This window comes from Kytococcus schroeteri, assembly GCF_002847825.1.
Taxonomy (GTDB): Bacteria; Actinomycetota; Actinomycetes; order Actinomycetales; family Dermatophilaceae; genus Kytococcus; species Kytococcus schroeteri.
The window spans coordinates 24,345-41,690 of record NZ_PKIZ01000022.1; the positions used below are offsets into that span (position 1 = coordinate 24,345).

Sequence of the window (17,346 nt, forward strand, 5' to 3'; positions counted from 1 at the left end):
GGCCGCACCCACCCGGGTGCGGCCCCCTCGTCGTGGGGAGGGTCAGTCGGCGCGCCGACGCTGTTCGGCCAGCACCCCGCGCTGCAGCGGGGCCGTGGCCAGCAGGGCCAGGGCCGTCAGGGTTGCACCGGCGGCGAGCGTCCCACCGAGGATCGTCGGGCCGGTGCCGTTCCGCTCGTACCCCTTGCTCACGGCCACGGTGGCCATGGGGGAGGCGAGCAGCACCCCGAGCCCGGCGCCCAGCGCGAGGGCCAGCACCAGCGGGCCCAGCACCTCGAGCCAGGCCACGCGGCGCAGGTACCCGGCCGAGGCGCCCATCCGGTGCATGGCGCGGCTCTGCTCGGCGCGCTCGAACACCGCGGAGGCCTGCGTGATGTACGTGCCGGCGGCCGCCAGCACGAAGCCGATGCCCAGGGTGATGAGCGCGCCCTTGGTGATGTCGAAGGTGGTGGCCACGGCGAACTCCGCGCCCGGCGGTGCGCCGGCCGGGGGCTCGGTGGCCAGCGGCATCATCGAGGTGTAGCCGCCGATGAAGGCCAGGAATCCCAGCGGCGCCACGCGTCGCCAGGTGGCCCGCGGGTCGGCCTGCACGCGGCGGGCCGCCCACACCACGGTGGCCGAGGGGAGGTGGGCCAGCACGCGGCAGACCACCTGCAGCAGCCAGGGGCCCACCACGGCCGTGCCCATGAGCACGGTGGCCAGCGCGAGCCCCATGGCGACCCACGGCAGCAGGGCCGAGCCGGTGTCGGCCGACCTGCCGACCACCACGAACGCACCCACCAGCAGGGCGACGAAGGCCACCGGGCGCCACCAACGCAGGGCGGGACTGCTGGCGCGGCGGGCCACGCCCAGCGGGGAGACCCGCACCCGCCGCAGGCCCCACCAGGCCGAGACCAGGCCGATGAGGACGGTCGCCAGGGCCACCGGCGCGGCCAGCCACACCGGCAGGATCATCTCGGAGGGCTCCACCCGCATCGCCTGGATGGTCAGCAGCGACCAGGCCGGCAGCGTGGCCAGGTAGAGCAGCGCCCCCGCGGCGGTGCCGATGACGGACTGCACGAGGGTGTCCACGAGGGTCATGCGCGTGACGTCACCGGACGAGAGGCCCAGCAGGCGCAGGGCGGCCATGCGGCGCTCGCGCCCGCGGGCACCCAGGACGGCGGCCGAGGCAGCCAGGCCCACCATCGCGGGCACCAGCAGGGCGCAGGCGATGGCGGCCAGGCCCACGTAGAAGCCCAGGATCTGTCCCACCACGTGGTCCTGGGCGAGGTACTCGGCGTGCACGCCGTGCGGTGCCCTCCAGCGCCGGAGGAACATCCACGTACCGCCGGCCACGGTGAAGGCGAGCGCCGAGGAGACCACGTAGGCCAGCGTGGAGACCAGGTAGAGCAGCGACTCGCCCTCCCGCGCACCGAAGCGGGCGCGGGTGAGGCGGAGGGTGAAGTCGAGCAGGGTGCGCAGCCCGGGGCCGTTCGCGGGTGCCCCGGCGGCCGGGCCCGCGGGGGGCGCAGTGGTGTGGGCGGTGGTGCTCATCGGGCCACCCCCACCGGCTCGCGGGTCGGGCGGTCGGTGTGCACCAGCCCGTCGCGGATCTCCACGAGGCGGTCGCACCAGCGGGCCACGCCCGGGTCGTGCGTCACGAGCACCAGGGCGGCCCCGGCGTGGGCCACGGTGGCGGTGAGCAGTTGCATCACCTCGTGGCCGGTGGTCTGGTCCAGGGCACCGGAGGGCTCGTCGGCGAACACCACCTGCGGCTGGCCCACCAGGGCACGGGCGATGGCGACGCGCTGCGCCTGGCCGCCGGACATGTCGCCGGGGCGGCGGCCGCGCAGCTGGGGGATGCCGATCTGCTCCAGGGCGTGGTCGGCCGCGGTGAGGGCCTTCCCGCGCGAGGTGCCGGTGAGCATCATCGGCAGGGCCACGTTCTCGCGGGCGGAGAGCTCGGGGATGAGCTGGTGGTCCTGGAAGACGAAGCCGAACCGGCTCAGGCGGGTGTGCGAGCGGCGGCGGTCGTCGAGGCTCGAGAGCGGCTCACCGCCCAGCCGCACCTCGCCCCGGGTGGGCACGAGGATGCCCGAGAGGCAGTGGAGCAGGGTGGACTTGCCGGAGCCGGACGGGCCCATGACCGCCACCGTCTCCCCGGGGGCGATGGCCAGGCTCACCCCGGCCAGGGCCTGCACGCCGCCGTAGGCGACGGTGATGTCGTCGGTGGCCAGCACGGGTGCTGGCGTCCTGGTCTGCGCGGTGTGGGTGTTCATGGCTCCATTCGACGGCGCGGAGGGCGCTTCCGGAACAGTGTGGGCGATGGTTCGCAGGTGGTGCTGGCACTACCCCGCAGGTGGCCCGCGTCCTCCGGCCGCTCGGGTGGCTCCGGTAGTTTCGCGGCCGTGGACCTCTTCCGTCGCCGCCGCTCGGCCTCCCGCGAGCAGGAGGCCGAACGGCGCATCGCCGCGCTCACCGCATCGCGCCGGGAGGTGGTGCAGGCCTACGAGGTGGAGCGCCGCCGGGTGGAGCGCGACCTGCACGACGGTGCGCAGCAGTACCTCGTGGCCGCCGCGATGCTGCTCGGTGAGGCCCGGTCCCTCGAGGTGGCCACGCAGGACGCCGAACTGGCCGACCTGCTCCGCCGCGCCGCGGGCCAGCTCACCGACGGGCTGGAGGCCCTGCGCGCCACGGTGCGCGGCATCCACCCGGCCACCCTTGCCGAGCAGGGGCTGGAGGCCGCCCTGTGGGAGGTGGCACGGAGCAGCGGCCAGGCGGTGCGTGTGGTGTGCCCGCACCCGTTGCCGGAGGTCCCCGAGGGAGTGCTCGTCTCGGCGTGGTTCTTCGCCTGCGAGGCCATCGCCAACGCCGCCAAGCACGCACCGGGCGCACAGGTGACGGTGCTGCTGGGGGCCGACACCGACCTGCGGGTCTCGGTGGTGGACACCGGACCCGGCGGGGCGGTGGTCGAACCGGGTGGGGGGCTCTCGGGCCTGAGCGAGCGCATCGCGGCCTTCGGTGGGGAGGTCACGGTCACGAGTCCGGCGGGCGGCCCCACCCAGGTGGCGGCCTCGATACCGTTGCTCCTCATGCGAGGCGAGACGGGGGTGCCGCTGTGACGGCCCGGTTGGTGGTGGCGGACGACTCGGCGATCCTCCGCGAGGGCCTCGTGGGCCTGCTCGAGCGCCGTGGCTACGAGGTGGTGGCGCAGGCCGCCCGCGCCGACGACCTGGCGCAGGTGGTGGGCGAGCTCGCCGCGCAGGGGGCCCTCCCGGACGGGGTCGTCACCGACGCCCGCATGCCCCCGGGCATGACCGACGACGGCATCCGCGTGGCGGTGGACCTCAGGACCGCCCACCCCGGGCTGGCGGTGATGGTGGTGAGCCAGTACGTGGTGCCCGTGCACGCGCAGCGGCTGTTCGCCCTCCAGGGGGCGGGTGGCACCGGTTACCTGCTCAAGGACCGCGTGGCCGAGGTGGACGACTTCGTCGCCTCGCTGGACCTCGTGCTCTCCGGCGGCGTGGTGACCGGCCCGGAGATCACCCGCGCCATGATGAGCGCCGGCAGCCCGGGCCTCCGCGAGCTCACCGACCGGGAGCACGAGGTGCTGGAGCTCATGGCCCGTGGGCTGTCCAACGGCGAGATCGCTGCCGAGCTCGTCCTCTCGGGGGCGGCCGTGGCCAAGCACGTGTCCAACATCTTCGCCAAGCTCGGCCTGGCGCCGGGGGAGGACAACCGCCGGGTCAAGGCGATCCTGCAGCTGCTCTCGGCCCGGGGCGACGCACCGGCCTGGTGAGCCTCAGCCCTGCGGGGGCAGCACGTCGGTCTGCGCGGGCAGGGCCACCAGCCCCACGGGGCACGAGAGCCCGTTGGGGCCGTGCATGCAGTACCCGTCGGGGTTCTTGTGCAGGTACTGCTGGTGGTACTCCTCGGCGAGGTGGTACTCGCCCAGCTGCTCCGGCGGCACGATCTCGGTGGTGATCGGCCCGTACCCGGCGGCGGTGAGCTGCTCCTGCATCGCCGCGGCGGTGGCGCGAGCGACGGCCACCTGGTGGTCGGTGGTGCAGAACACGGCCGAGCGGTACTGGGTGCCGACGTCGTTTCCCTGCCGGTCGCCCTGGGTGGGGTCGTGGTTCTCCCAGAACACCTTGAGCACCTCGTCGATGCGGGTGCGCGCGGGGTCGAACACGACCTGCACGGTCTCGGCGTGGCCGGTCGTCCCGCGGCACACCGACTCGTAGGTGGGGTGCGGGTCGGTGCCGCCCATGTAACCCACCGAGGTGGTCACCACGCCGGGCAGCTGCCAGAAGAAGCGCTCCACGCCCCAGAAGCAGCCGGCCGCCAGGTGCACCACCTCGCTGCCCTCGGGCCAGGAGTCCATCGGGACGTCCAGGACGGCGTGCGGGGTTCCGGCGGGAAGCAGCGAGCTCATGGCCCCATCGTCCCACCCGGGGTGTGTCGTGGACACGCGCAGGGCCCCACCGGTTCACGAACCGGTGGGGCCCTGCGCAGGGTGCGGTGGTCAGCCGTCGTAGGGGCGGACCTCCACGATCTTCACGTCGATCTGCTTGCCGTTCGGGGCCTCGTAGGCCACGGTCTCGCCCCGGGTGTGGCCGTCGATGGCCTGGCCCAGCGGGGACTTCTCGGAGTAGACCTCCAGGTCGTCGCCGTCGGCGATCTCGCGGTTGCCGAACAGGAAGGTCTCGGTGTCACCGAACATCTCGATGGTGACGACCATGCCCGGCTCCACGACGCCGTCGTCGGCCGGGGGCTCCTCGCCCACCTCGGCGTTCTGCAGCAGGGTGGTGAGCTGCTGGATGCGGCTCTCCATCTTGCCCTGCTCCTCCTTGGCGGCGTGGTAGCCGCCGTTCTCCTTGAGGTCGCCCTCGGAGCGGGCCTCCTCGATCTGCTGGGCGATGTCCCGGCGGCCCGGGCCCTTGAGCTGCTCGAGCTCGGCGCTCAGGCGGTCGTACGCGGCGCGCGTCAGGTAGGTCGTCTCCTGGGTGGCGTCAGCCATGGTCACTCTCCTTAGCAGAGTGGCGGTCCGGCCGGCGGTGCTCGCCGTGCCGGACTGCGGAAAGGCCCGGCCGCCAGCTTCGCGACCGGACCTGGGTGTACGTGGGTATGAGGGATGAGTCTACGCCGGGTACCCGTTTTCCGCCATTGCGCGGCGGGGAGTCACCCCTCGGGGTACCAGCAGCCCGTCACGTTGCCCACCAGTGGCCGCGAGGTGGTCTGCACCACCGATCGCTCCCGGGTGGAGCCCGCGCCCCGGGGCGGGACGGTGACGTCGCGGGTGCCCACCACCTCGTGGTTCTCGTTCTCGGCCACCAGCCGGCACACCACGGGGCGGTCGGGCTCACGGTGCACGTCGTAGATGACGGTCACCGAGCTGTCGGTGATCTTCTCGTGCCCGGCGTAGAACCAGTTGGGCTTGTTGGTGTTCAGGGCGATGCCGTACCAGACCACCAGGGCGGTGGCCAGACCCACGAGCACCGTGCCGACGACCCACCACCGGCGCTGCGAGGGGGTGGTGCGGGGGCGGGCGGGCGTGGACATCGGGGCTCCTCGGGGATCGCGGCCGCGGCCTCCCGGCCGCAGGGGGCGGCCAGGTCATGGGGGACAATGGCCGACGCACCATTGTGGTCCATCGGCCCGCGCGCCCGATGGCGCGCCCGCCCCCAACGAGGAAGGTGACTCGTGACCGACCAGCTCCGCCTGCTCGCCGTCCACGCCCACCCCGACGACGAGTCGAGCAAGGGCGCCGGCACGATGCTGCGCTACGTCGCGGCCGGGCACCCGGTCACCGTCGTCTCGTGCACCGGCGGGGAGCGCGGCGACGTGCTCAACCCGCGGCTGCAGGACGACCCCCAGGTGCTGCGCAACATCGTGGAGGTACGGCGCCGGGAGATGGCCGCGGCCCAGGAGATCCTGGGGGTCGACCACGTGTGGCTCGGCTTCGTGGACTCCGGCCTGCCGGAGGGGGACCCGCTGCCGCCGCTGCCCGACGGCTGCTTCGCGTTGGAGCCGCTGGAGGTCACCACCGAGGCCCTGGTCCGGGTGATCCGTGAGCGCCGCCCTCACGTGGTGACCACCTACGACGAGAACGGCGGCTACCCCCACCCCGACCACATCATGACCCACGTGGTGACGATGGCGGCGGTGGAGGCGGCAGGGGACGCGGAGCGCTTCCCGCACGCCGGCGAGCCCTGGCAGCCGCTGAAGGTCTACTACAACCAGGGCTTCAACCCGGACCGCATCGAGGCCCTGCACGCCGGGTGCGAGGCGGCCGGTCTGGAGTCGCCCTACGTGGACTGGATGGAGCGGATGCGTGACCGACCGCGCCGCACCCTCACCACGCGGGTGGAGTGCGCCGAGTTCTTCGAGCGCCGCGACGACGCGCTGCGCGCCCACGCCACGCAGATCGACCCGGAGGGCTGGTTCTTCAGCGTCCCGATCGACGTGCAGCGCAGCGCATACCCTTGGGAGGACTACGAGCTGGCCGTGTCCCTGGTGCCCGTGCAGCTGCCCGAGGACGACCTGTTCGCGGGTCTGCCGGCGGACGCGGCGGAAGCCGACGAGATCGCCCGGAAGGCGTCGTGGGACCGGATGGCGCACGACGGCCGGGCACGGACCAAGGAGTCGTGATGGGTGGACCGTTCCTCGCGCAGGGTGGAGGCGACACCAACGTCTCCATCAATGGTGGCCTGGGGGCCTTCCTGGCCCTGTTCGTCATCGCGCTGGCCATCTGGGCGCTGGGGTGGAGCATGACCCGCCACCTGCGCCGGGTCAGCTATCTCGAGAAGCAGCACGCCGGCATGCGCCCGGGGGAGTCCCCGCGCGTCATCCACACGGTCGAGGACCGCGTGCCGGGCCAGCAGTCCACCGCGCGCCGTGACTCCATCCCCGCCGCCGACGACCCTGCCGAGGGTGCGGAGCCCACTGAGGACCCCACACCGCGCGGGGGCCACGGCGCGTGAGCGAGTCCACGGGAGGCTCGGCCGGCCGCGTGCGTGGCCTGGTCTACGGCGCCTACGAGCAGCGGCTCTCCCAGGAGCTCGAGGCCGACCGGCTGCCCCGCCACGTGGGCGTGATGCTGGACGGCAACCGCCGCTGGGCCCGGGAGCGCGGGAGCGACACCGCGGAGGGGCACCGGGCGGGTGCCGAGAACATCGAGCCCTTCCTCGGGTGGTGCGAGGAGCTCGGCATCGAGGTGGTCACGCTGTGGATGCTCTCCACGGACAACCTCAAGCGCCCCGCCACGGAGCTCGAGCCGCTGCTGGCCATCATCGAGAAGGCCGTCACCGACCTCGCCGCGAGCGGGCGCTGGCGCGTGCACCTTGTCGGCTCGCCGGGGCTCCTGCCGGAGTCCACCCGTGGGGTCCTCCAGGAGGCGGTCCGCCGTACCGAGGACGTGGACGGGCTGCTCGTGAACGTGGCCATCAGCTACGGCGGACGCCAGGAGGTCAGCGACGCGGTGGCCTCGATGCTGCGGCAGTGGCACGCCGAGGGCCTCGACATCGCCGAGGCGGCCGACCGGGTGACGCCGGAGGCCATCGGGGAGCACCTGTACACCCGCGGGCAGCCGGACCCGGACCTGGTGATCCGCACCTCCGGTGAGCAGCGCCTGGGGGGCTTCCTGCTCTGGCAGAGCGAGAAGAGCGAGTTCTACTTCTGCGAGGCCTACTGGCCGGACTTCCGGCGGGTCGACTTCCTGCGGGCGTTGCGTGCCTACGCCGGGCGCGAGCGTCGCTTCGGTCGCTGAGCGCCCACCGCCGGCCCGAGGCGGCCGACGTGCTCCCGGCCGCCCCTGCTTGAACGCCGCGTGAACGTCTGGACAACGCTCGGGGACCCCTGCCGGACTGTGCGCCCGGCGTGTCGACCGACCCCTAGATTCGGGGGTGTCAACGAGTCGACCCGCGTCGACCCGGCGCGGGACAGGAGGCGTCATGACCGGTCACACGCAGCACTCCACGGGGGACGGACTGCGAGGGGGTGAGGTGGCCACCGTCACGGCGTCCGGCCACGCCCCGGCGCAGGCGGCCACCGCCGTCCGCACCTACGTGGTGGACACCTCGGTCCTGCTGTCCGACCCCCGCGCGATGATGCGCTTCGCCGAGCACGACGTGGTGCTGCCGGTGGTGGTCATCACCGAGCTCGAGGCCAAGCGCCACCACCCGGAGCTCGGCTACTTCGCCCGCTCGGCCCTGCGGATCCTCGACGACCTGCGGGTTCAGCACGGCCAGCTCGACCAGCCGGTCCCCACCGAGGGCGGGGGCTGGCTGCGGGTGGAGCTCAACCACACCGACCCCTCCTCGCTGCCGGCGGGCTTCCGGCTGGGGGACAACGACACGCGCATCCTCTCGGTGGCGCGCAACCTCGCGGACGAGGGGCTGGACGTCTGTGTGGTCTCCAAGGACCTGCCGATGCGGGTGAAGGCCTCGGCCGCGGGGCTGGACGCCGAGGAGTACCGGAACGAGATGGCGGTCGACTCCGGCTGGACCGGCATGACCTCCCTGACAGTGACCGCCGAGCAGATGGACTCCCTCTACGACGAGGGGCGCGTGGTGGTCGAGGAGGCCCTCACCCTGCCCTGCCACACCGGCGTGGTGCTCACCTCGCCCACCGGGTCCGGACTGGCCAGGGTCTCGCCGGACGGGGCGCTGCGCATGGTGCGCGGGGACCGGGACGCGTTCGGCCTGCACGGCCGCAGCGCCGAGCAGCGGGTGGCGCTGGACCTGCTGCTCGACCCGGACGTCGGCATCGTCTCCCTGGGCGGCCACGCTGGCACCGGCAAGTCGGCCCTCGCCCTGTGCGCGGGCCTCGAGGCGGTCATGGAGCGCCGGCAGCAGAGCAAGGTGATCGTCTTCCGCCCGCTCTACCCGGTGGGTGGGCAGGAGCTGGGCTACCTGCCGGGCAGCGAGAACGAGAAGATGGGGCCGTGGGCGCAGGCCGTCTTCGACACCCTGGGGGCGGTCGTCTCGCGCGAGGTGGTGGAGGAGGTCGTCGACCGCGGCCTCATCGAGGTGCTGCCGCTGACGCACATCCGCGGGCGCTCCCTGCACGACGCCTTCGTCATCGTCGACGAGGCACAGTCCCTGGAACGCAACGTGCTGCTCACGGTGCTCACCCGCATCGGGCAGAACAGCCGGGTGGTGCTCACGCACGACGTGGCGCAGCGCGACAACCTGCGGGTCGGCCGGCACGACGGGGTGGCGGCGGTCATCGAGGCGCTCAAGGGGCGGCCGCTCTTCTCGCACGTCACGCTGACCCGCTCGGAGCGGTCCCCGATCGCGGCGCTTGTCACGGAGCTGCTCGAGCCCTGAGGTCCCCGGGCCCGCCGGGAGGTGCTCCCGGCGGGCCCTGTCGTGCCCGGGAGGACGCAGAATCTGAACACCGGGTGAACACCGGGAGGGGTCGACGGGGGCGGGTGCTCGTCCCCAGGGGGCGCATCGGTGAGTTTGACCTCGTGTGGGTGATGCGCAAGAGTTCAGGGTCGCTCTTCACGCTGTACCGTCCCGTGCGGTGTGGCGACACTGTTCCGACGTCCATCGGGTCGGAGCTCTGACGAGGGCTGGGATGTCCCTTCCCGGCCGTGATCTCGAAGGACAAATCGATGAACGTGTCCCCTGACAACTCCGCCCGTCGTGGCCTGAACACGCTGCGCCGCCACCCCGTGGCCGGTGCTGCCGCAGCTGTGACCGCGCTGGCCACCGCCGCGGGTGTGACCGCCTCGGTGCTGCCCTCGGAGCCGTCGCAGGACGAGGCATCCGCCGCGGCCCTGAGCCACCAGGTGAAGGCCGACGACCGCGAGCAGGGCGCCAGCCGCTCCAACGCCGAGCAGAAGGCGGAGGCCGCCGCCAAGAAGGCAGCCCGCCAGGCCGCCAAGGAGCGTGCGGAGAAGGCCCGTCAGAAGGCTGCCGCGCAGAAGCGCGAGCGAGCCGAGAAGGCCGCCGAGCGCAAGGCCGCCCAGGAGCGGGCCGAGAAGCGCGCGGCCGCGAAGAAGGCGGCTGCTCGCAAGGCCGCTGCCGAGCGCCTCGCGGCCCGGAAGGCGGCCCGCGAGGCCGCGGCGCAGAAGGCCGCCGAGGAGCGGGCCGAGCGCGTGGCTGCCCGCAAGGCGGCTGAAGAGCGGGCCGAGCGCGTGGCTGCCCGCAAGGCGGCTCAGGAGCGCGCCGAGCGCATCGCTGCGCAGAAGGCGGCCGAGGAGCGGGCCGAGCGCGTGGCTGCCCGCAAGGCGGCTCAGGAGCGCGCGGAGCGCATCGCTGCGCAGAAGGCGGCCGAGGAGCGGGCCGAGCGCGTGGCTGCCCGCAAGGCGGCTCAGGAGCGCGCGGAGCGCATCGCTGCGCAGAAGGCCGCAGAGGAGCGGGCCGAGCGGGCTGCTGCTGCCAAGGCCGCTCAGGAGCGTGCCGAGCGCATCGCCCGCGAGAAGGCGGCCCAGGAGCGCGCTGAGGAGCGTCAGCGTGCCCGTGAGGAGGCGGAGCGCAAGGAGCGCCTCGAGCGCGAGCAGCAGCGCAAGGAGCAGGAGCGCCGCGAGCGCGAGGAGGAGCGTCGCCAGACGCCGCCGGTGCGTACGGGCGACCCGCGGTCCATCGGGCGTGCGATGGTGGCCGAGCGTGGCTGGGACGCCGCCCAGTTCCAGTGCCTGGACAACCTGTGGACCAAGGAGAGCAACTGGCAGGTCGATGCCACCAACCCCACCTCGGGCGCGTACGGCATCCCGCAGTCCCTGTACCCGGAGCTCATGGCCGAGGCCGGTCCCGACTGGCGCACCAACCCCGCCACCCAGATCGAGTGGGGGCTGGGCTACATCAGCGGGCGCTACGGCACCCCCTGCGGCGCCTGGGCGCACTCGGTCGAGCTGAACTGGTACTGAGCCCCGGAGCACTCTGACGAAGGGCCCCAGCTCCCGCGGGAGGTGGGGCCCTTCGCGTGGGCGCACAGGGGTGGGGCCGCCGCGGCGGCCCCACCCCGTTCAGCGGCCGTGCGGCGTGGCCATGCCCAGCAGGTCCAGGGCCTCGTCCAACTCGGCCTCGGTGAGGTCGCCGTTCTCCACGTGGCCGCGGTCGATGACCACCTGGCGCACGGTCTTCTTCTCCGCCAGCGACTGCTTGGCCACCTTGGAGGCGGCCTCGTAGCCGATCTTGGCGTTGAGCGCGGTCACGATGGCCGTGGACGCACCGGCGAACTCGGCCAGGTGCTCGACATTGGCCTCCAGACCGGAGACGCACCGGTCGGCCAGCACACGGGAGGCGCCGGCGAGCAGGTCGATGGAGTCGAGCATGTCGGTGGCCATCACCGGCAGCATCACGTTGAGCTCGAAGGAGCCGGTGGTGCCCCCGAAGGCGATGGTGGCGTCGTTGCCCATGACGCGGGCGCACACCATGAGGGTGGCCTCGGGCACCACCGGGTTCACCTTGCCGGGCATGATCGAGGAGCCCGGCTGCAGCTCCGGCAGACGCAGCTCGCCCAGGCCGGCGCGGGGGCCGGAGCCCATCCAGCGCAGGTCGTTGCAGATCTTCGTCAGCGAGACGGCCACGAGGCGGGTGGCGGCCGAGAGGTGCACCACGGCGTCCTGGGTGGACTGCGCCTCGAAGTGGTCGGCGGCCTCGCGCATCTCCACGCCCACCTGACGGGAGAGGTCCGCGATCGCCTTGCCGGCGAACTCCGGGTGCGCGTTGAGGCCGGTGCCGGCGGCGGTGCCGCCCAGTGGCAGCTCGGCCACGGCGTCGGCGGCCTGCGCCAGACGCTCACGGCCCAGCTCGATCTGGCGGGCGTAGCCGCCGAACTCCTGCCCCAGGGTCACCGGCACGGCGTCCATGAGGTGGGTGCGCCCGGCCTTCACCACGTCGGCGAACTCGCGGGACTTGGCCTCCAGGGCCTCCTGCAGGCCCTTGAGGGCCGGCTCGAGGCGCTCGGCCACGCCCTGCACCATCGCCACGCGCATGGCGGTGGGGAAGGTGTCGTTGGACGACTGGCCCATGTTCACGTCGTCGTTGGGGTGCACGTCGGTGCCGGCCTGGCGGGCCAGCGTCGCGATGACCTCGTTGGCGTTCATGTTGGTGGACGTGCCGGAGCCGGTCTGGAAGATGTCCACCGGGAAGTGCTCGTCGTGCTCACCGCGGGCCACGGACTCGGCGGCGGCCACGATCGCCTCGGCCTTGGCGGCGTCCAGGTTGCCCAGCTCGGCGTTCGCCCGGGCGGCGGCGGCCTTCAGCTGGCCGAAGGCGTGGATGACGGCGGCCGGCACGGGGCGGCCGGAGATCGGGAAGTTCTCGACGGCGCGGGCGGTCGAGGCGCCGTACAGCGCGTCGGCCGGAACCTGCATCTCGCCCATGGAGTCGTGTTCAGTGCGGTACTCAGTCATGGGCCCATCATCGCAGGGCCCCTGCTCAGACCTTGCGCAGGAGCACCCGGTGCACGGAGTGGTCCTCGCCCTTGGTCAGCACCGCCGTCGCCCGGCCCCGCGTGGGGGCGATGTTCTGCTGCAGGTTGGGGCCGTTGATGGCGTCCCACACCGAGAGCGCGAACTCCTCGGCGTCGTGCGCCGACATCTGGGCGTAGCGGTGGAAGTAGGACTCCGGGTCGGCGAACGCCGTCGTCCGCAGCTTCTGGAAGCGGTCCAGGTACCACTGCTTCACGTCCTCGGTCCTGGCGTCCACGTAGACCGAGAAGTCGAAGAAGTCGCTCACCGCCAGGCCGGCCGAGCCGTCGCGGCGGGGCACCGGCGGCTGCAGCACGTTGAGCCCCTCGATGATGAGCACGTCCGGCTGGCGCACCACGACCTCCTCGTCCGGGACGATGTCGTAGACCAAGTGCGAGTAGACCGGCGCCGAGACCTCGGGGGAGCCGGCCTTCACCGAGGAGACGAAGCGCAGCAGCTTGCGCCGGTCGTAGCTCTCCGGGAAGCCCTTGCGGGACATGAGCCCCTTCTCCTCCAGCACGGCGTTGGGGTAGAGGAAGCCGTCGGTGGTCACCAGCTGCACGTCGGGGGTCTCCGGCCAGCGCGACATGAGGTCGTGCAGCAGGCGCGCGGTGGTCGACTTGCCGACCGCCACCGAGCCGGCCACGCCGATCACGAAGGGCGTGCGGCCTGTGCGTTCGCCGAGGAACTCGTTGGTCGTCTCCCGGAGGCGTCGCGAGTTGGTGACGTACAGGTTGATGAGGCGGCACAGGGGCAGGTACACCTGCTCCACCTCCTCCACGCTGATCCGGTCGCCCAGTCCCTCGATGCGGCGCACGTCCTCGGCGGTGAGGCTCATGGGGTGCGACTGCCGCAGCCGGGCCCAGTCGTCACGGTCGAGCTCGACATAGGGCGAGTGGGAGGTGGAGGGGTGGGACATGCGCGCCATTCTGCCTGCCGCGTCCGGGGTCTGTGGGCCGCGCCACGGCCTCGGGGTGGCGGGCCGACCGTGTGCAGGGGTTAGTGTGAGCGCCATGTGTGGAATCGTTGGTTTTGTCGGGCGTGACCGGAACGAGCGCGCTCTCGACGTCGTCATGGAGGGCCTGGCCCGCCTCGAGTACCGCGGGTACGACTCCGCGGGTGTCGCGCTGGTCGGTGAGGGCCGCGTGGAGACCGCCAAGAAGGCCGGCAAGCTGGTGAACCTCCAGGCGGAGATCCAGGAGCACCCGATGCCGGCGACCAACACCGCCATCGGCCACACCCGCTGGGCCACGCACGGCGGCCCCACGGACGAGAACGCCCACCCCCACCGCGGTGGCGAGGACGGCAAGCTCGCCCTCATCCACAACGGCATCATCGAGAACTTCCACCAGCTGCGCGAGGAGCTCGAGGCCGACGGCGTGGAGTTCACCTCCGAGACCGACACCGAGGTCGTGGCGCACCTGCTGGCCACGGTCTACGCCGGCGACCTCACCGAGGCCATGCGCACCGTCGTGAACCGCCTCGAGGGCGCCTTCACGCTGCTGGCCGTGCACGCCGACTCCCCGGGCACCGTGGTCGGCGCCCGCCGCAACTCGCCGCTGGTCATCGGCCTCGGCGAGGGTGAGAACTACCTCGGCTCGGACGTCGCTGCCTTCATCAGCCACACCAAGCAGGCGATGGAGATGGACCAGGACCAGATCGCCACCATCACCGCCGATGCGGTGGAGGTCATCAACTTCGACGGCACCCCGGCGCAGGGCAAGCCGTTCGAGGTCACCTGGGACGCCGCCGCCGCCGAGAAGGGTGGCTACCCGACCTTCATGGAGAAGGAGATCCACGACCAGGGCGACGCCGTGCGCGACACCCTGCTGGGCCGCACCGACGCCGACGGGCGCCTCACCCTCGACGAGCTGAAGATCGACGAGGAGGCCCTGCGCGGGGTCGAGAAGATCATCATCATCGCGTGCGGCACCTCGGCCTACGCCGGCATGGTGGCCAAGTACGGCATCGAGCACTGGGCCCGCATCCCGGTCGAGGTCGACCTCGCCCACGAGTTCCGCTACCGCGACCCGGTGCTCGACCCGAGCACCCTGGTGGTCTCCATCTCCCAGTCCGGCGAGACCATGGACACCCTGATGGCGGTCCGCCACGCCAAGGAGCTGGGCGCCCGCACCCTGTCCATCTGCAACAGCCACGGCTCGAGCATTCCGCGCGAGTCCGACGCCGTGCTGTACACGCACGCCGGTCCGGAGATCGCGGTGGCCTCCACCAAGGCCTTCGTCGCGCAGATCACCGCCTGCTACGTGCTGGGTCTCTACTTCGCCCAGCTCAAGGGTGGGGAGTACGCCGACGAGGCCGGCCGCGTGCTCAAGGACCTGCACGGTGTGCCGGAGAAGATCGAGACCCTGCTGTCGGACACCTCGCGCATCGAGGAGATCGCGAAGTTCATGTCCGACACCCGCTCGGTGCTCTTCCTGGGCCGCAACGTGGGCTACCCGATCGCCATGGAGGGTGCGCTCAAGCTCAAGGAGCTCGCCTACATCCACGCCGAGGGCTTCGCCGCCGGCGAGCTCAAGCACGGCCCCATCGCGCTCATCGAGCCGGGGCAGCCGGTGTTCATCGTGGTGCCGCCCACCGACGCGCCCCACGGCCTGCACGGCAAGGTGGTCTCCAACATCCAGGAGATCCGCGCCCGCGGTGCCCGCACCCTGGTGATCGCCGAGGAGGGCGACGAGCAGGTCGTGCCCTTCGCCGACGAGGTCATCCGCATCCCGGCCTCGACCCCGCTGCTGCAGCCGCTGCTGGCGATCATCCCGCTGCAGCTGTTCTCGCTGTACCTGTCCACGGCCAAGGGCCTGGACGTCGACCAGCCGCGCAACCTGGCCAAGTCGGTCACCGTCGAGTGACCGAGCGCCCGTGCGCATGACCTCGCGTCACGTCACCGCCCCGTCTCCCGGTTGGGAGGCGGGGCGGTGATCGTGGGTCTGGGCACCGACGTGGTGCAGGTGGAGCGGCTCGGCCGGGCGCTGGACCGCACGCCGGCGCTGCTCGCGCGCCTCTTCACCGAGGCCGAGCAGGGCCTGCCGCTGGAGTCGCTCGCCGCGCGGTTCGCGGCCAAGGAAGCGGTGGCCAAGGCGCTCGGCTCGCCGCCCGGGCTGGGCTTCCGCCAGGCCGAGGTGGCCCGTGGCGAGCACGGCCGCCCCGTCCTGCGGGTCTCCGGTGAGGCGGCGCGGGTGGCTGGTGCTCTCGGCGTCACCCGGTGGCACGTGTCGCTCTCCCACGACGCAGGGGTGGCCGTGGCCACCGTCATCGCCGAGGGGGAGGGGCCGTGCTGAGGGCCTGGCAGCCTGAGGCCGTGCGGGAGCACGAGCGGGCCACGGGGGACCTGTTCACCTCCGGGGCGCTGATGCAGCGGGCCGCGGACGCCGTGGCCGGGGTCGTCGCCGACCGCGTGGGGGAGCACGGTCGGGTCGTCGCCCTGGTCGGTGCGGGGGACAACGGGGCCGACACCCTCTGGGCCCTGGAGCGTCTCGCCTCCGGGCGGGTGGGGCGGCCCGTCCCGTGCACCGCCCTCCTCCTCGTGGAGGACGACCAGCGCGAGGCCGTCGGTGCCGCGCTCCGGGCGGGGGTGGAGCTGGCCCCGGTGGGGGCAGACACCCTCGAGGGTGTGGGCGCCGGGGACGTGGTGCTCGACGGCATGGTCGGGCTCGGCGGACGGCCCGGGCTGGGTGGCCGGGCTGCCCTCCTCGCCGAGGGTGCTGCGGCGGCGCGTTCCCGGGGCGCCCTGGTCCTGGCCGTGGACCTGCCCAGTGGGCTCGACCCCCTCGGTCGCGCGGTGCCCACCCCCGGTGACCACGTCGGAGCCGACCTCACCCTCGCGCTCGTGGCGCCCAAGCCGGTGCACCTGGCGCCTGCCACCACGGCGGCGTGCGGGGAGCTCCTCGTCGACGCGCTGGGCACGGGGACCCCCTCGGCGGAGCACGTGCTGGAGTCCTGGCAGCACGACGACCTCGCCGCCGCGTACCCGGTGCCCGGACGCACTGCGCACAAGTACACCCGCGGGGTGCTCGGTGTCGCGGCCGGGTCGGACACCTACCCCGGGGCAGCGGTGCTCTGCTGCACCGGGGCGCTGGGAGCGGGCACGGGCATGGTGCGTTACCTGGGGCCGCGTCGCGCACAGGACCTGGTGCTCGCCTCGTGTCCCGAGGTGGTGCCGGGGGAGGGCCGCGTGCAGGCCTGGGTGCTCGGGCCGGGGTGCCCGGAGGAGGACACCGACCGGCAGCGGGGTCTGGCCCAGCTCGCCCGACGTCCCGAGCCCGCCGTCCTCGATGCGGGAGCCCTCCACTGCGTGGCTGTCCGCCCGGCGGACGCGGTCACCCTGCTGACGCCGCACGCGGGGGAGCTGGCGGCAATGCTCGGCTGGCGCCGCGAGGAGGTGGAGGCCGATCCCGAGGGCGCGGGCTCCGAGGCCTCCCGCCGCTGGGATGCGACGGTGCTGGTCAAGGGCGCGGTGTCCGTGGTGGTGCCGTCTGTGGCCGAGCGTCGGCGGGGGTGCGTCCCGGTGACCGTGCGGGAGGGGACGTCCTGGCTGGCCACGGCGGGAACGGGGGACGTCCTCGCCGGCGTGCTCGGTGCCCTCCTGGCGGCTGGGCTCGCAGCGGTGGACGCTGCCGTGCTCGGGGCCGCCCTGCACGCGCGCGCCGGGGCTCGGCTGTCGGGCGGCGGGCCGATCAGGGCCGCGGAGCTGGGGCGGGCGATGACCGCCGAGGTGAGGGACCTGCTGGGCTGAGCCCCGGTGCCCCGCCCGATGTCTCGCGGGGGTGGGGCCGGCTCGGTGTGGCCGTTTTGCGTCGGGTCCGGTGGGTGTGTATTGTTCCTCCTCGTTGCCCAGCCGGGTGGCCCGCTCCGGGAGACCGGGGAGTGTGGGTCCGGGGTCTGGGTGGCGGCAACCTCTTTCTCTCAGGTCTGGTGATCTGGTCTGT

General features: G+C 73.0%; 17 protein-coding genes. 10 read left to right on the forward strand and 7 right to left on the reverse strand.

Going from position 1 to position 17,346, the window contains the following annotated elements; translation table 11 throughout:
* Positions 1–42: 42 nt before the first annotated feature.
* Both CYJ76_RS10225 and CYJ76_RS10230 read right to left on the reverse strand, forming a co-directional pair.
* A complete protein-coding gene (locus CYJ76_RS10225) occupies positions 43–1,533 on the reverse strand; it encodes an FtsX-like permease family protein (RefSeq protein ID WP_070704404.1) in 1,491 nt (496 codons plus the stop codon).
* Positions 1,530–2,258: an ABC transporter ATP-binding protein gene (locus CYJ76_RS10230; protein ID WP_070704406.1), complete on the reverse strand. Its 729-nt coding sequence runs from the start codon at positions 2,256–2,258 to the stop codon at positions 1,530–1,532. Before CYJ76_RS10230 ends, CYJ76_RS10225 begins: the two co-directional genes overlap by 4 nt.
* Positions 2,259–2,387: 129 nt before the next feature.
* Between CYJ76_RS10230 and CYJ76_RS10235 the strand changes: the two genes are divergently transcribed.
* Positions 2,388–3,101 (forward strand): sensor histidine kinase, encoded by a 714-nt coding sequence (locus tag CYJ76_RS10235; protein ID WP_070704409.1) that lies wholly within the window; start codon positions 2,388–2,390, stop codon positions 3,099–3,101.
* Positions 3,098–3,778 carry a response regulator transcription factor gene (locus CYJ76_RS10240; RefSeq protein ID WP_070704412.1) on the forward strand — a complete coding sequence of 227 codons (681 nt, stop codon included), beginning with the start codon at positions 3,098–3,100 and terminating at the stop codon, positions 3,776–3,778. The genes CYJ76_RS10235 and CYJ76_RS10240 overlap by 4 nt, the downstream gene beginning before the upstream one ends.
* Positions 3,779–3,781: 3 nt before the next feature.
* Here the strand turns inward: CYJ76_RS10240 and msrA are convergent, their stop codons facing one another.
* From msrA to CYJ76_RS10255, 3 genes are all read right to left on the reverse strand, one after another.
* The gene (msrA, locus tag CYJ76_RS10245) at positions 3,782–4,414 is read right to left on the reverse strand and encodes a peptide-methionine (S)-S-oxide reductase MsrA (RefSeq protein WP_070704415.1); all 633 of its coding nucleotides are present in this window, start codon (positions 4,412–4,414) and stop codon (positions 3,782–3,784) included.
* A 90-nt stretch (positions 4,415–4,504) separates the two neighbouring features.
* A complete protein-coding gene (greA, locus tag CYJ76_RS10250; protein ID WP_070704418.1) occupies positions 4,505–4,999 on the reverse strand; it encodes a transcription elongation factor GreA in 495 nt (164 codons plus the stop codon).
* Positions 5,000–5,160: 161 nt separating this feature from the next.
* Entirely contained in the window at positions 5,161–5,541 is a 381-nt protein-coding gene (locus tag CYJ76_RS10255) for a DUF4307 domain-containing protein (RefSeq protein WP_070704421.1), read from the reverse strand.
* Between the two features lie 141 nt (positions 5,542–5,682).
* On the opposite strand from CYJ76_RS10255, the gene mca reads away from it, so the two are divergent.
* The 5 genes from mca to CYJ76_RS12555 all read left to right on the forward strand — a co-directional run bounded on the left by mca (position 5,683) and on the right by CYJ76_RS12555 (position 10,855).
* A complete protein-coding gene (gene mca / locus CYJ76_RS10260; RefSeq protein ID WP_070704424.1) occupies positions 5,683–6,630 on the forward strand; it encodes a mycothiol conjugate amidase Mca in 948 nt (315 codons plus the stop codon).
* A complete protein-coding gene (locus tag CYJ76_RS10265) occupies positions 6,630–6,962 on the forward strand; it encodes a hypothetical protein (RefSeq protein ID WP_070704427.1) in 333 nt (110 codons plus the stop codon). The genes mca and CYJ76_RS10265 overlap by 1 nt, the downstream gene beginning before the upstream one ends.
* Complete coding sequence (locus CYJ76_RS10270; protein ID WP_070704430.1) at positions 6,959–7,747, forward strand: isoprenyl transferase; 789 nt, start codon at positions 6,959–6,961, stop codon at positions 7,745–7,747. The genes CYJ76_RS10265 and CYJ76_RS10270 overlap by 4 nt, the downstream gene beginning before the upstream one ends.
* A 184-nt stretch (positions 7,748–7,931) precedes the next feature.
* Positions 7,932–9,308 (forward strand): PhoH family protein, encoded by a 1,377-nt coding sequence (locus CYJ76_RS10275; RefSeq protein ID WP_083323482.1) that lies wholly within the window; start codon positions 7,932–7,934, stop codon positions 9,306–9,308.
* Positions 9,309–9,598: 290 nt separating this feature from the next.
* Complete coding sequence (locus CYJ76_RS12555) at positions 9,599–10,855, forward strand: aggregation-promoting factor C-terminal-like domain-containing protein (RefSeq protein ID WP_180802282.1); 1,257 nt, start codon at positions 9,599–9,601, stop codon at positions 10,853–10,855.
* Between the two features lie 99 nt (positions 10,856–10,954).
* Here CYJ76_RS12555 and CYJ76_RS10285 read toward each other — a convergent pair whose 3' ends face one another.
* Complete coding sequence (locus tag CYJ76_RS10285) at positions 10,955–12,346, reverse strand: class II fumarate hydratase (protein ID WP_070703596.1); 1,392 nt, start codon at positions 12,344–12,346, stop codon at positions 10,955–10,957.
* A gap of 25 nt (positions 12,347–12,371) precedes the next feature.
* Positions 12,372–13,322, reverse strand: coding sequence for a type I pantothenate kinase (gene coaA, locus CYJ76_RS10290; RefSeq protein ID WP_070703604.1), 951 nt, complete (start codon positions 13,320–13,322; stop codon positions 12,372–12,374).
* 94 nt (positions 13,323–13,416) lie between these two features.
* Here coaA and glmS point away from each other — a divergent pair, with 94 nt between their 5' ends.
* The 3 genes from glmS to CYJ76_RS10305 all read left to right on the forward strand — a co-directional run bounded on the left by glmS (position 13,417) and on the right by CYJ76_RS10305 (position 17,153).
* Entirely contained in the window at positions 13,417–15,270 is a 1,854-nt protein-coding gene (glmS, locus tag CYJ76_RS10295; RefSeq protein WP_070703598.1) for a glutamine--fructose-6-phosphate transaminase (isomerizing), read from the forward strand.
* 66 nt (positions 15,271–15,336) lie between these two features.
* Positions 15,337–15,699: a holo-ACP synthase gene (locus tag CYJ76_RS10300; RefSeq protein WP_070703600.1), complete on the forward strand. Its 363-nt coding sequence runs from the start codon at positions 15,337–15,339 to the stop codon at positions 15,697–15,699.
* 20 nt (positions 15,700–15,719) lie between these two features.
* Positions 15,720–17,153, forward strand: a complete 1,434-nt coding sequence (locus CYJ76_RS10305; RefSeq protein WP_144043080.1) for a bifunctional ADP-dependent NAD(P)H-hydrate dehydratase/NAD(P)H-hydrate epimerase — start codon at positions 15,720–15,722, stop codon at positions 17,151–17,153.
* Positions 17,154–17,346: the final 193 nt, after the last annotated feature.